The 14,211-nt window shown below is 33.6% G+C and carries 13 protein-coding genes; 5 read left to right on the forward strand and 8 right to left on the reverse strand.

The genetic code is table 11. The features are described 5' to 3' along the window. The first annotated feature begins 218 nt into the window (after positions 1–218). The 5 genes from CN692_RS16175 (at position 219) to CN692_RS16195 (ending at position 5,363) form a co-directional block, all read left to right on the forward strand. The gene (locus CN692_RS16175; protein ID WP_098120207.1) at positions 219–494 is read left to right on the forward strand and encodes a hypothetical protein; all 276 of its coding nucleotides are present in this window, start codon (positions 219–221) and stop codon (positions 492–494) included. Between the two features lie 186 nt (positions 495–680). Next, positions 681–1,256 (forward strand): LysE family translocator, encoded by a 576-nt coding sequence (locus CN692_RS16180; RefSeq protein WP_098120208.1) that lies wholly within the window; start codon positions 681–683, stop codon positions 1,254–1,256. A gap of 25 nt (positions 1,257–1,281) precedes the next feature. After that, the gene (locus CN692_RS16185) at positions 1,282–2,058 is read left to right on the forward strand and encodes an AraC family transcriptional regulator (protein ID WP_098120209.1); all 777 of its coding nucleotides are present in this window, start codon (positions 1,282–1,284) and stop codon (positions 2,056–2,058) included. 557 nt (positions 2,059–2,615) lie between these two features. Further along, entirely contained in the window at positions 2,616–4,517 is a 1,902-nt protein-coding gene (locus CN692_RS16190) for an endonuclease MutS2 (RefSeq protein WP_098120210.1), read from the forward strand. Between the two features lie 132 nt (positions 4,518–4,649). Next, positions 4,650–5,363, forward strand: coding sequence for a class I SAM-dependent methyltransferase (locus CN692_RS16195; RefSeq protein ID WP_179865686.1), 714 nt, complete (start codon positions 4,650–4,652; stop codon positions 5,361–5,363). Between the two features lie 134 nt (positions 5,364–5,497). Here CN692_RS16195 and CN692_RS16200 read toward each other — a convergent pair whose 3' ends face one another. From CN692_RS16200 to CN692_RS16235, 8 genes are all read right to left on the reverse strand, one after another. Beyond that, positions 5,498–6,589 carry a DUF871 domain-containing protein gene (locus CN692_RS16200; protein WP_098120212.1) on the reverse strand — a complete coding sequence of 364 codons (1,092 nt, stop codon included), beginning with the start codon at positions 6,587–6,589 and terminating at the stop codon, positions 5,498–5,500. Between the two features lie 22 nt (positions 6,590–6,611). Next, on the reverse strand, positions 6,612–6,863 hold the full coding sequence (locus tag CN692_RS16205; protein WP_142317434.1) for a hypothetical protein: 252 nt from the start codon (positions 6,861–6,863) through the stop codon (positions 6,612–6,614). 10 nt (positions 6,864–6,873) lie between these two features. Continuing rightward, complete coding sequence (locus tag CN692_RS16210; protein ID WP_098120214.1) at positions 6,874–8,172, reverse strand: PTS sugar transporter subunit IIC; 1,299 nt, start codon at positions 8,170–8,172, stop codon at positions 6,874–6,876. Between the two features lie 135 nt (positions 8,173–8,307). Beyond that, a complete protein-coding gene (locus CN692_RS16215; RefSeq protein ID WP_098120215.1) occupies positions 8,308–8,616 on the reverse strand; it encodes a PTS sugar transporter subunit IIB in 309 nt (102 codons plus the stop codon). A 59-nt stretch (positions 8,617–8,675) separates the two neighbouring features. Further along, a complete protein-coding gene (locus tag CN692_RS16220) occupies positions 8,676–9,002 on the reverse strand; it encodes a PTS lactose/cellobiose transporter subunit IIA (protein WP_098120216.1) in 327 nt (108 codons plus the stop codon). Positions 9,003–9,412: 410 nt separating this feature from the next. Beyond that, the gene (locus CN692_RS16225) at positions 9,413–11,353 is read right to left on the reverse strand and encodes a BglG family transcription antiterminator (protein WP_098120217.1); all 1,941 of its coding nucleotides are present in this window, start codon (positions 11,351–11,353) and stop codon (positions 9,413–9,415) included. A gap of 803 nt (positions 11,354–12,156) precedes the next feature. Continuing rightward, positions 12,157–13,023 (reverse strand): aminoglycoside phosphotransferase family protein, encoded by an 867-nt coding sequence (locus tag CN692_RS16230; RefSeq protein ID WP_098120218.1) that lies wholly within the window; start codon positions 13,021–13,023, stop codon positions 12,157–12,159. 398 nt (positions 13,024–13,421) lie between these two features. After that, a complete protein-coding gene (locus CN692_RS16235; protein ID WP_098120219.1) occupies positions 13,422–13,919 on the reverse strand; it encodes a hypothetical protein in 498 nt (165 codons plus the stop codon). Positions 13,920–14,211: the final 292 nt, after the last annotated feature.

A 14,211-nucleotide genomic window follows, 5' to 3' on the forward strand; every position in this document is an offset into this window, starting at 1 on the left:
GGCAGTTAAGCTCTTTTGCGTCGATGGTAGTTGGGGGTTCCCCCCTGTGAGAGTAAAACGTCCCCTGGTAAAAAAAAGCATCAGCCTAATAGCTGATGCTTTTTTTTGTGCTTTGTTAAATAAAATCGAGAACTTTCTTATGTAACTTAGAGCGATTTAGTTGAGTAAGCTTCATTTGAGAAATATATTATATAGACCTAAAAAAGGAGATTATACAAATGAACCTTATAAAATATTTCGTTACACAGTTAATGTTTTGTGGTGTAGTATTCCTAACTGGTTACTATTTAGACAGCTATATTAGCAAACCCTATACTATTATAGATTTAATAGCACTAATCATTGGATTAGTTATATATTATATTATTTTTACCTTCTACGAGAAGGCGAAAAAAGGTTTAAAACCTGTTCGCTTTGAAATTTTATTTACTGTAATAACTATTCTTATTGCAGCGATCATTATAGGAGTCTTAACTGGAGAAGTGAAGTTTTAATTTGTAGTAGATCTCACTCATTAGTTGAATAAAATTGAATACAACAGAATGAAAAGTAAAGTATCAGTATCCTAAAATACGTATGGTTAACTTCTTTATGTATACCTGCAATAATATACTATAAGCATTTATCTTTAAGATGTAAGATTTGATGAGAATAACTTGAAAGTGAAAGGAGTTTTTCTCGTGAATATTACATCTTTTTTAGTGTATTGTTTTATTGTTACATTTACACCAGGACCAACTAATATAGTAATATTATCGACAGTGCATAATAATGGGACAAAAAAGGCGATGGAATATACGTATGGTGCAACAATTGCATTTGGATTATTACTTGTAATTTCTGCTATGGTAAACACTATTCTAATAGAGGTCATACCGAAAATTTTAATTATTATGCAGATAGTAGGAAGCGTTTATATGCTTTATCTTGCATACCAAATTTACAAAATGGATTCATCAAAGTCATCCGAAAATCAAACAGGAACATTTATGTCCGGATTTCTTATGCAGTTTTTAAATCCAAAGGTAGTACTATTTACAATGACAGTAATTCCTAGTTATATACTGCCCTATAATGTCAAGTTGTCTGCAGTTACATTTAGTGTTATGGCTATAACAATCATTGGATTCTTAGCATTTATTACTTGGGTGCTTTTCGGGTCAATCTTCAAGGTGTTTTTACAGAAACGAAAAAAGACCGTCAATATTGTAATGGCATTATTCTTAGTTTATGCTACGGTCATGATATGGATGTAAGTAAGCTTCTAAAGAGGTGAATTTAATGGACAAATTTATCTATAAAAAATCATTAGGTATTACTGCGCTATCAGCAAGTATTACTGATTTTAAGTATAAAAAGCACTCTCACAAGGAGTACGCAATAGGTGTAACATTACGCGGGATTCAACAGTACAATCTTGATGGCAGCTTACAATTATCACATCAAAATGGTATTATGCTTTTTAATCCAGAACAGGCACATGACGGTATGGCACATGACGAGTCTGGTCTTGATTATGTTATGCTCTATATCGATCCACAATTGCTTTTAGAGATAATAGAGAAAAAGGATATAGTACGTTTTACAACTCCTATAATCTATGATTATATTCTCGAACAAAAAATATTAAGTCTTACAAATGCGATATTTACCGGAAAAGATGAAGCTTTGTGTAGTGAATTACTCGTATCTCTCACAGAGGACCTTCTTCAAACTAATCTTTCAACAGATTATAAGAAAGATAATGTTCTCGTGGGTAAAGCAAAGGATATGATTCATACTAATTTAGAAAGTGTTCTTAGACTAGAAGATATATGTAAAGAGCTTAATTTATCGAAATTTAAGTTTATTAGATTATTCAAGGCTCATACTGGGATATCACCTTACCAATACTTTCTTAACTATAAGATCGAACATGCAAAACAGTTAATTGAAAAAAATAGAGATATTTATTCAGCAGTAACTGAGTGTGGTTTTGTTGATTTAACTCATTTAAATAAACACTTTAAAAACGTCTATGGAACAACTGCATTTGAATACATGTCACATTTAAATTGAAGTGACGAGGGATCGCACCATGTTACACCGGAAGAATATGACTTTCAAAAACAAAATGTAAAAAAATAATAGAAAGTTTTTATCTTAAACATATAATAAATCCGTAGTAGATCATCTTTACTTTTCAATTTCCACATAGTATGATGATTTCAATAAGTTAGATTTCAATGAATATAATAATAAATGAGGTGCATTTTGTGAGTGCAGTAGGTTCTAAATAGGAAAAAATTAAATGAAATAAATCGGATGGAAAAAAGGGGAATTTAAAGAATTCATACCCTTAATTTTGTCATGTATTTATTTCAAAACCTATGAAGATACCTACAATACTTTATAATGCGTGTAATGAAATTAGTAAGGCTATACTTTGATAGCTTATTTAACTATATTTCAATTATGATTGCCTTGTAATGTGATTAAAGCTGCGGTATCTCTCCGCAGCTTTTTTATATTTTTTCGGGTGAAAAAGAAGATATATTATATCCCTCATTGAAATCTGGCGTGTAGGTATCTCCATTTATGATTCACTTAAATCATATTAAAGAGGAGAATTTAAATTGAACAATAGTACATTTGAAAAATTACAATATAACGAGTTAAAGGAAATAGTAAAAACCTATTGTGTGAGTGGCTTAGGTAAAAAATTGATCGATCAATTAGAACCTAGCTCTAATATGAAAGCAGTTAAAAATAGATTAAATGAAACAACAGAGGCTCGGGCAATTTTAGATGCAGAAGGCCATGTACCGTTTTTAGGAGTTTCTAACATTGAAAGTATTATTCAAAAGCTAGAAAAGGGCTTGATATTAGATCCGAGTGATTTAATCAGTATTTCTGATTTTTTAAGAGGGTGTAGAAGAATTAAAAAGTTTATGCAAGAAAAAGTGTTTTTTGCACCAATTCTTGCATCTTACGCAAATTCAATGAGTGAATTTGTAAAGGTTGAAGATGAAATTAATTTTTCAATTAAAGGAAACAGCGTGGATTCTGCGGCTAGTAAAGAACTGAAAAGAATAAGAAATAATATTGAAGCAGTGGAAGGGAAAATTAAAGACCGCTTAAATAAATTTTTGAATAATAGTGCTAATAAAACATATATTCAAGACTTCTTTATTAGTAAGAAGGATGATCGATATACAATTCCAATTAAAGCTTCTTTTAAAAAGCAAGTTCCTGGAGCAATCATTGAAGTTTCATCCAAAGGGTCGACTGTTTTTATTGAACCAAATACTGTTACGAAATTAAACAGTGAGCTTGCCAGCTTAAAGGCTGAAGAGGCAATGGAAGAATACCAAATATTAGCCACCCTTGCAGGTATGATTTTAGAGAACATTTATGAAATAAACATAAATATGGAGTTAATTAGTCAATATGATATGGTATTTGCAAAAGCGAAGTTTAGTAAACAAATTGGTGGAGTTGAACCTAAACTAAATGACTTTGGATATATCAAGTTAGTTCAATGTAAGCATCCGCTATTAACAGGTGAGGTAGTTCCACTTAATTTCGAGATAGGGGAAAGTTATCGTAGTTTAATCATTACTGGACCGAATGCAGGTGGAAAAACAATCGTTTTAAAAACAATTGGATTACTAACTTTAGCTACAATGTCAGGTTTTCATATTATTGGAGACAAGGAGACAGAAATTGCTGTTTTTGAAAAAATCTTTGTTGATATTGGTGATAATCAAAGTATTGAAAATGCTCTAAGCACTTTTTCATCACATATGAAAAACCTTTCGGATATTATGAGGGTTTCCAATAATAATACACTTTTACTATTTGATGAAATAGGAAGTGGTACTGAACCGAATGAAGGAGCAGCATTAGCAATATCCATTTTAGAAGAATTTTACCTTATGGGATGCATTACAGTTGCAACTACTCATTATGGGGAAATCAAGCGGTTCTCAGAAATGCATAGCGACTTTATGAACGCAGCAATGCGATTTAATAGTGAAACACTAGAGCCAATGTATAGGTTAATAATCGGGAAATCAGGGGAAAGTAATGCGCTTTGGATTTCTAAGAAAATGAATATTCACGAAAATATTCTTCAAAGAGCAAAAGAATATATGGAAAATAAAGAGTACCGATTAGAAAAAGTGAATGAAAGTGCAATAAGGAAGCCAAAGATTGTTAAAGTGAAAGCTGAAGAAAGGGTTAACTATCAAAAAGGTGATCGAGTAAAATTATTAGACTTAGATAATGTTGGAATTGTCTATAAAGAAATCGATCAATACTTCAATCTTGTTGTATTTTATAACGGAGAATTAATCGAAGTAAATGAAAAACGAATTACTTTAGAATTAAAAGCAGCTGAACTTTATCCGGATGGATATGATCTAGATTCTTTATTCGTAGAATACGCGACGAGGAAATTGGAGCGCGATATTGAACGAGGTTCGAAAAAGGCTCTCCGAAAAATTCAAAAAGAAATAAGAAATAACAGGGAGTAATATTTCGAGCAAATATTCGATCAACCAAAAATCCGAATTTTTATTAGAAAAGGTTAAAATTACGAAGTTTACAAAGCAAATCAGACCTTCAATGAATAGACTATACGAAACTATATGATTGGGGTCTTAAATATGAAGAAATTTTCTTATATAGATTTAATCGCCATATTAAATATAGAAGACGCACATCCAGGTGGTTTTGATTTAACGAAAAAAATAATAAAATTTCTTCCAATAACATCGGAAAGTTCGGTTTTAGAAGTAGGATGTGGCTCAGGTAAAACAGCCTGTTATTTATATGAAAATTACAATTGCTCTATTACTTCAATCGATCTAAACAGCCGGATGCTAGCTAATGCTAAGAAACGCTTTAATAAAATGAGAATCCCAATTGCCTTGCATCAAGCAAATGCAGAGAACCTTCCATTTAAAGATGACTCATTTGATTTTATTATTTCTGAATCAGTAACGAGTTTCACGAATGTAGATAAATCATTACCTGAATATGTAAGAGTATTAAAAAAAGGTGGATATTTTCTCGCGATCGAAATGACGTCAGAAAGACAATTAACTACAAACGAAGAAAGTGAAATAAATGAAGTATATGGAATTCCAAAAGTAAAAACGGTAAGAGAGTGGGAACAGAGTCTAATTAAAGGTGGATTTCGAGATTATAAGATCCTAAAAGGAAATACGGTTATGAACACTTCAACAAAGTCAACGGATTCACTCCCTTTTCAAAAGTTACCACCTGAAGGAGTAGAATTACTTCATAGGTTTCAAGAGTTGCTATTGCGATTTAAAGATGTGTTAGGCTATAGGGTTTTTTTATGTAGAAAAAGATAGGGTTAAAAGACTGTTTTAAATGTTGGAATGAAAAAGACTGCTTTTCAAGAGATGTTCTAGTTGGATCATCTTCTTAAAGTGCAGTCTTTTATTTGTTATCTTTTATGCCATAAGGCTGTACAGGACTTTTATCATTATTCCTCACCCTTTAAAGCAAAGGTACCCCAAGGCTGAATATAATCAATTAGGAAATGCTCTTCTTCCACAACATCCCCAATATAGTTTTTTCTACTATCTAGTGGCATGTCTTGCAATACAACTTGGAGTTCGCCCTTATACTTACCAAAGCTATTGTTTCCGATGAAAATTTTCCCTTTTTGCTGATTAATGCTGTTGCGAATTGGGAAATCTTCTGCGGCATATTTTTTCCTAACCTCTACAGAACGAATCATGTATTCACTAATGTCGCCACGTCTTACGTGAAGTTCACTCAAAGCTATGGTCTTTTCTGTATCAGATGTCTCCGGCAGAAGCTTTACTTTTAGTTGCACTAAATCACGGTTAAGGGATCCAAGTAGCTTCAGTTCATCAACGGACGCATACGCATTTCCGATTATGATATCATCGATTAACTTTGTCGCCCATAAATGCTTTGCTTGTACATCGATTGGTAATGAGCGATGCTGTTCTAATGTACATAAGCCATCATTAATGTCCCAAGGACCAATATTACCGTGATGAGAAGTAACAAATGCTGCTGTACGGATTCCATGCTTTTTAAATCGTTCACTGCATTTTATAAAGAAGTCATATGGCAAACCTGTGTACTTTTGCGGATAAAAATTATGACAACCGAGCAGAAGATTCTTATTGGCTTGGTGAGTTAATATGTTCTCTAAATAGTCGACATCATTACTCATGTTCAGTTCAATCTTGAGCCCGTATGAGTTATATGTCATCTTTGATTCTTTTAATCCGTCAAAACCAAGATCTAGTCGGATTCCGTCCGCACCCATTTGAGCAAAGAAGCTTAAGTCATCATAGCTGATATCTAGCTTTCCAAAAACAGCTGGCGCAACATCCAAAATGACTTCCATCCCAAGGGATTTTGCATACGTGATTATATCTATAAATTCTTCCATAATAACTTCTTTTGGTTTATTCACAGAAAGAAGACAGGTAAAAACTCGTTCGAATCCGTACTGAGAAGCTAGTGCTAAATATTCCTTGTCTTTTTCGGGTTTTGAATGCTCCGGGTATATGGAAACCCCTAGTTTTCTTGTCATTACCGTTCTTCCTCCTAATGGACTATAATTTTCTTGCAGCAGTTAGATTTGTAACGTAGGCTCTATATCTTGTTGAAACGAATACACTGCAAAATACAGTTGTGATAATTATTATAGAAACAAACTTACTACCGATGAGTACAAATACGACGATGGATAAACCGATAGCTAAAATAGAAATACCAATCGATGCCCAAGGAGTGATCTTCCTCCCAAAGTTTGAGCGATCGAATAAAATATGAGCTGCTATTAAGGCGAAAACGGCACTTATCATTTCAAACATCTTAGGCTGCTTGTCTCCCTTCTTCTTCGACTTTCAGTTGTTTTTTTTCAAACACTTTAAAGAACGGATAGTATATAACTAATGCGATACAGAAGTTTAGAATAGAAAGGGCACCTGCTGAGAATGTCCAGTTTGTACTAATCACAGCCCCAATTGGCGCAAGCATCGTGAATGGCAATTTTGCCATCATCATTGGAATAAGACCAGAAACAACTGCGAAGTAAGAAATCGTCGTTGTCACTAATGGCGTAATAATGAATGGAATACAAAGTATAGGGTTCATCACGATCGGAGCACCAAAGATAATAGGCTCATTGATATTAAATAATCCTGGAACAAAGGCCAATCTGCCTAAATCCTTTAAATATTTTACTTTCGAGAACATAAACAGAACAACAAGAGCCAAGGTTGATCCAGCTCCGCCTATCCATACAAACCATTGAAGAAATTGTTCCGTGAATAAATATGGTAGGTGGTGCGCATTACCAGTCTGTGCAAATTTATCTGCATTCTCAAGGATTGCCGTATCCCACATAGGACGAATGAGCGGATCCAAAATTGCTGGACCATGAATACCAAGTGACCAGAAAAATACGATTAAGAAAACTGTTAGTAATCCTCCAAGTAAACTATTACCTACTAATATATTTTTAAGCGGAGAAATCAAGGTTGTAATAAACGAGTTAATATTGAAATTTAATCCGTAACGAATTCCCCAAAAGACAATTACAACAGCAAAAGTAGGGATAAGAGCGGAAAACGATTTTGCAACTGCTGGGGGAACACTGTCCGGCATCTTCACAGTAATATTGTGTTTTATTAAAAACCGATAAATTTCTACAGTTATTAAAGATGTAACAATTGCTCCGAATAATGATCCAGCACTTAAACTACTAATTGGTAACCAACGGCCAGCATCGATAACTCCTTCTACTGGCTGAGTTACCTGTACAGGCACAACACAGGATATTAGAAATGCCAGCATTGATAAAAACCCAGCATTCAATTGATCCAATTTATATGACTCCGCTAATGCTGAACCTACGCCAAATGCCGCATATAATGACATTGCGCCTACCGTAAAACGAAATGGAATATCGAGAGCGGCTTTATGCGGTGCGATCCATTGAGTGAACGCATCGACTGGGAAGTTTAGAAAAAGAACAAAAAACGATCCAACAATTGTCAACGGAAGCGTGGACATCACGCCATTACGTACTGCTAGTAAATGCCTTTGTGAACCAATCTTATAAGTGAATGGAGCTATTTTATTCTCCAAAAAGCCGAATAATTTATTCATCTCCTTGTAATCTCCTTTATTTGATATGTTTTTTCAATACCATATAACCTCATGGTGTGTTTTTCGATGCTGATTATCTATAATGTGTTCTGTCCATCTTTCAGCGTTATATCAAGTCAGCATAAAACGATTTTCTTATGCTTTAGAAACCATTGACTCAGCATGCTGTAGAATAGCTTCACCGTTACACATTCCGTAGTGCATTTGATTGATGACTTCGACCGGTACATTATATTGCTTGCCTAATTCTTGAAATCTTGGTAGTGAAAAGCGGATTTGTGGCCCTAAAAGCACGACATCACAGTCTTTTATGTCATCTTCTGCCTTGCCTTGGTCAACAGCTTTGATCATATACTGTTTTCCTTGGCTTTCTGCTGAAGCCTGCATTTTTTTGACGATGATACTAGTGGACATTCCTGCTGCACAACATAATAAAATTTTCATGATATATTTCTCCTTTTAACATAATGTAATTTCTTCTTTAGCTAATTAAATTGTTGACCTTATAAAGGAACTTGATTTGTATCTATTTTTTCGTGTAATGAAATGATTTCTTCAGCGAGCTCCCTTACCGTGATAGCATTCATCAGATGATCTTGCGCATGGATTAAGAGTAAGCTGATTTCAGTTTTATTTTCACCGGCTTCATCTTGAATAAGCGTAGTTTGAATTTGATGGGCAAGCCCTAATTCCTCTTTCGCCTGTTTGAGATTTTCTAGTGCTTCTTCCATTTTTCCGTTCTTGGCGAATCTGATTGCTTCTAATGATAAACTGCGTGCATTTCCGCCATGTAAAATAATTTGAAAACTGATTGGTAAGCTAGTTTCCATATTTACCTCCTTATATGTATAAAAGCGTTTTCTTTGATATTTGTATTGTAATTCGTAATCCATTTCGGCTAAATATAAAAAACTTCCGTTAGAAACGGAAGTTTTTAGCGTGTTACTCAAATGGGGGAGGAGCTATAAGTAAATGAACATAGAGAAATATAGAAATTGGTAACTTGGGAGGGGGGCTATGAGTAAGGAAAAAGGAAAGGTATGAAAAGAAGTAACACAAGGGGGGATGAGTAAGGAAAAGACCAAAAATATGAAAGGTAGTAACTCGTATAAAGCCGTGTAGAAACAAACATAACACTACTTTTTAAAAAACAACGACTTTTTTGAACAACATAAAAAACTTCCGTTAGAGACGGAAGTTTTGAAATAGGATGCCGAAAATGTTTATATAGAAAATAAGGTTATCTAACATGTATCAATTTATTAAACTCTTTATGATTGGTGCAGCCGATTATTTTATCGACAGTACTTTTATTATCGAGAATGTTGTATAGGAAATCATATAAATATTGTAGATCACTCTTATTGTCTTTCTGTACGCTAAATAAGCAAATTAATTGTACAGGTGTTCCACCCCAATCTACTGGCTTGGCTAAAGTACAAAACGCGATAAACGTCTCTTGGCTCATATTTTTGATAGGGTGCGGTATTGCTACAAGGTTACCGAAGGCTGTAGAAGAGCACGCTTCACGCTCCATGACTGCAGCACAGAAGGGGGTGTCTCCCAGCTGTAAATCAACAATCTTGTCACTTAAAAATCGGATGACTTCCTCTCTTGAATCCATTTGTTGTTGTAAAAAGACTAGTTCACTCTTTACATGGGCACTGATGTCCCCGCTGTGTTGTTGAAATATATTATTTCTGATTTTGCTAACATCATCTTTCCCCAGAATTGTGTTTACCTTTATAACAGGCACAGATATATCCTGATCGATTGTCACTGTACTAATAATAAAATCAATCTGACCATCTAATATAGAATCTTTCAAGTTATAATAGCTTACGATGTCGACAATATCCAAAGTTCCCCCAAAATGCTCAATTAATTTGTATTTAAGCAGCTGGGCACTTCCCTTTCCTGTTGCACAAACGATTAAACAACGCTTTTGTTTTCTGTTCTTTTTCTGCCTCTCGATGGACGCACCTAAATGAATGGCTAAATATCCGGTTTCGCCTTCTTCAATTTCTTTGTTTATCTTGTCGCTAATGACCTTAGATGCAATTAAGCCGGCTTCGAAGGCTAAGGGATATTGTGTTTTGATATCCTGAATAATTGGATTTCTCACATTCAGCCCATATTTGATCCGATTTAATGCTACATATAAATGTTCCGCCATATTCAGCTTCAGTTCTTCATCATGCTGCAAATCTATATTCATTTCTTCAAAAACGGCTTGAAGAATTTCTTCTATCATATGATGCACTGTTTCCTCTTTTGAAGCTACCTCGAATGACGGATAGCTCGCTACCTTTGTTCCCATTAAGTGGATGGTTATATAAATACTTTCTTCATATGGAAAGTGAATAGAAAATACTTTTTCTAGTTCAGATAACATTTTGCAAGAAATTGGGTATTCCTTTGAATGTTTAATAGATTTCGTGTCGATATTTATTTCTGTTATCACACTGCCACTTCGGATTCTTTCAATGGAAATGATAATGTGCACTAATAAATTTTCAAACTCCTGGTCAGATAGTCCCATGTCCTTTTCCTTTAGGGAACGTAGCATAATTTCTTTGACCGTCTCTATTTCAAAGGATTTGAACAGCTTCAGCAGATATTGTACATTTTGCATAAGCGGAGTGTGGATATCGCGATTGAAGTAATACTCCGACATGCAAGAGCGGATATCAAATTCATCACCTTTTACGCTTACGCCGTAGTTTGGTCGTTTCTCCAGAATTAATTTATATTTTCCCAATAACTTCTTTACATCTTTTATTAAATTATTCACAGTAGATTTGCTAACGTAAAGCTCATCTGCCAAGTCCTCTAACTTTATATAATCTGGCGAACCGAGCAATCTTCTTAAGATATATAAAACACGTCCAGTCTGGTCGATGGGAACATCAGAATGGTTCCCGATATTCTTTTGATGGTGTGTTTGAATAAACGAATAAAAAGAATGGTCATCTTGGATTTCTAACAGATATCCATTTCCTCTGTAGGATTGGATAACCGCACCGTGTTCGCGAATGAGCAAATTTAACATTTTTATATCGGCTCGAATCGTACGAGAGGATACATTTGCAAATTTTGAAAGGTAATTTCCATTAATGACCGACTTTGTTTTAAGAAATTCCTCCAGTATAAAAATTGACCGAGGATGCAATTGAATCAATTACCGTCCCTCCCTTATTATCTATCTCCTCTTTAATAGGTTTTGGTGCAAACACTTACGAGAGGGCAAGTGGCTTTATGGCATCAGGAAAAAGTGCTTTTCATCGAGCCACTGTTAAAATGACTAAATAATGGTTAAATCACCATTAAAGATACGTATCTATATATAGATTGTGCGGTAAGCGTTTTCAAACTTTGAACTGAATAGGCTTAATAAATTGTTGTTTCTTTTTTTACATATTCACGATAGCATAGAATATTAAGCAAGTCTATATAACGTTATAATGTTTACTTAAGGGAAAATATGGAACAATATTTCCTGTAGATTATAGAGTGAGTGAGACGGAAGGTGGATCGACTAGATTAAAAAACTCCTTCAATTCTATAAATCGAAATCAATTTGTTATTCAGATTTAGAGAGTTATGGATATGTATGAGGGGAGACGTTTATATCTTTCTGGTATTCAGGTTATCGAAATAGAATATAAATTGATTCAAAAACAAAGATGTATTCAATGAGCGGAAGGAATAAAATATAGAACGTAAAAGAGGGGCATTCAAAAAAATCTTGAAAAATACTTCTTTTCGTAAAAGAATGGTAAAAGTATTAGAGGATGAGAATAGGTTGCCTAAAAGAAAAATGGAAAAGGAATTAAATCACCTTCCCATTTTATTAATTGTTCTATAAAGAGTATCTGTTTTATTAATATTACAGAATATCGGCCATACGACTGAAGAAGAATTACCTATTATTTATACCCTTGTTTCAAATGATTAATTTTTTCTAGAGTACTGACCTAAAGTTTATGTAGATCTAACTAGTTCTTTCCAGTAATCCCAAGCTACTAGATATTCGTTTAAATCCTCTGGATGATACTTTATGCATGTAGCTAGCCTAAGATATAATCCGACTAATACTTCTTCAAATAGATATCTCGCATCAGTGTTTTGTAAAAATTTCAATTGACTCGCTGCATAATATAATGTCTCTTTTGTTAGATTATCTGGCGAAGAACAAAATGCATAGATTAAATCATAAAGCGGATCCCCAAAAACAGGAGTGGGATCAATTACTCCATTTAACTTGCCCTTATTAAAAATAAAATTATGTACACCACAATCACCATGGATTAAAAATGGATCTCCTTGAATTATCATTCGATTTGTATTGTTAACTATTGAAAGGATAAGATTATGATCTTTTTTAAGTAAATGAGAATCTAAAATTTTATTAGCTTCTGTAATTCTACTCAAAAGAAAATTTGTCCAAGAATCCGTTAAATCATCTGCCCAGCCCCAACCGGGAGCATTAGGATAAGGTTCATAATGATTTATCAGCTGTTCAACAAGTGATTTTAATAAGTTTTTTTTGTTATCTCTATCATAGTTCGTGTTTCCTTGAATAAAAGGATAAACTAAATAGTTAAATGATTTTTCAACAAAAAGTAAATTTGGTAATAAATTCACCTTATGATAGAAATTCAGAAAAAAAGATTCTGACTCTAATACTTGAGGATCATTTAATTTAACGATATATTTGGCATCTATATTACTATAGATTAGAAGATAGATACTGCTTGTTGTTCCACCAGTTAGTCGGATGTACTTAAGATCTCTTTTATGAAATAAACCCATTTCTGATAAATCATTTATTATTGCTTCTATATACATAGTCTCCTCACCCTCGATTATAATCGTTTATTTATTTAAGTATACTCTTCTAATTCACCGGTCACCATGAGGGTAGATAGGGAAATGTTTATTAATCTCCCTTGTGTTCATGGTTAAAAATGACTTAGCGATAGTAAGTGTATAGGTACATAAGGAAATTACGAATAAAATGATAATGATTCTTTTCATAATAATATCTAGCTCCTAGTTTTATTGTTCTAATACTATTATTCTGTCTCTAGGGGGATGAAGTTATTTTGTGTTAATAATTTGTGCTGAGTAGTGGGAATTTCTTAAAGATTTCTATATGTTTTTTCATTTAAAAAGGGTGTCCCAAAAGTCAGTAACTGACTTAAGAGACATACCCACATAATTGAATATTAAAGTTTACTGGTCTATTAAAAGAAGAATAACGCAGCTAATGCGACTCCAGCTACAAAACCAAGTGCAATTGAAACACCGAAACCACAACCGAAGAATCCGCATCTAAATCCATCTCGATCGAAATCTCGGTTATCTCTTCTATCATCTCTTCTATCATCTCTTCTATCAAATCTTCTATCGAATCGTCTGTCGAATCTATCATCAAATCTATCTTCTGAACGATTACCAAACATATTATCAAAACGGTTTTCATTACGGAAACTTCTATTTGAAACATTTCTATCTGAGAAATCTCTATTAGATTGGTTTCTGTTCATATTACTTCTATTGCGATTTGATGAACTATTAGATGAATTAGAGCTTTGACGATGTTGATTTACTGGTTCAATAAATACTCGATCTTCAGTTACTCTAGTTATACGACCAACATGCTCATTGCCTTCTTTATCGAAAATGCGTACAACCTGCCCTCTAAAATTATTACATAATTGATGGGCTTCATTACATTGCATAACAATTCCTCCCTTTCTTGTACTAATCTATGAAGTGGAATAGTTTGCGCTTGTACTTATACCTAGTTGTACAATTAACTAATTAATTTGGTTGAAAATTATGTGAATTGTTTTAATGAATTTTTTTAAAATAAGTGCTTGCATTCAATTGGACGAGGTGGTATATTTGTTTATGTTGTCACGAAAAACAAGTCGACAACGAAAGAAAATAGTAAAAAAGTTGTTGACAAATAGAACAACAAAATGTTATTATATTAAAGTCGCTTACGAGCGACAAAGTGAACTTTGAAAA

The organism is Bacillus sp. AFS002410, from assembly GCF_002556365.1.
In the GTDB taxonomy this organism is placed as follows: Bacteria; Bacillota; Bacilli; order Bacillales; family Bacillaceae_G; genus Gottfriedia.

What these genes read in the sequence shown, in the direction of transcription:
- CN692_RS16185 (WP_098120209.1), top strand. Translation starts at nt 1,282, where the DNA reads ATGGACAAATTTATCTATAAAAAATCATTAGGTATTACTGCGCTATCA.
- CN692_RS16195 (WP_179865686.1), top strand. Translation starts at nt 4,650, where the DNA reads ATGAAGAAATTTTCTTATATAGATTTAATCGCCATATTAAATATAGAA.
- CN692_RS16200 (WP_098120212.1), bottom strand. Translation starts at nt 6,589, where the DNA reads ATGACAAGAAAACTAGGGGTTTCCATATACCCGGAGCATTCAAAACCC.
- CN692_RS16205 (WP_142317434.1), bottom strand. Translation starts at nt 6,863, where the DNA reads ATGATAAGTGCCGTTTTCGCCTTAATAGCAGCTCATATTTTATTCGAT.
- CN692_RS16235 (WP_098120219.1), bottom strand. Translation starts at nt 13,919, where the DNA reads ATGCAATGTAATGAAGCCCATCAATTATGTAATAATTTTAGAGGGCAG.
- CN692_RS16210 (WP_098120214.1), bottom strand. Translation starts at nt 8,172, where the DNA reads ATGAATAAATTATTCGGCTTTTTGGAGAATAAAATAGCTCCATTCACT.
- CN692_RS16215 (WP_098120215.1), bottom strand. Translation starts at nt 8,616, where the DNA reads ATGAAAATTTTATTATGTTGTGCAGCAGGAATGTCCACTAGTATCATC.
- CN692_RS16220 (WP_098120216.1), bottom strand. Translation starts at nt 9,002, where the DNA reads ATGGAAACTAGCTTACCAATCAGTTTTCAAATTATTTTACATGGCGGA.
- CN692_RS16230 (WP_098120218.1), bottom strand. Translation starts at nt 13,023, where the DNA reads ATGTATATAGAAGCAATAATAAATGATTTATCAGAAATGGGTTTATTT.
- CN692_RS16175 (WP_098120207.1), top strand. Translation starts at nt 219, where the DNA reads ATGAACCTTATAAAATATTTCGTTACACAGTTAATGTTTTGTGGTGTA.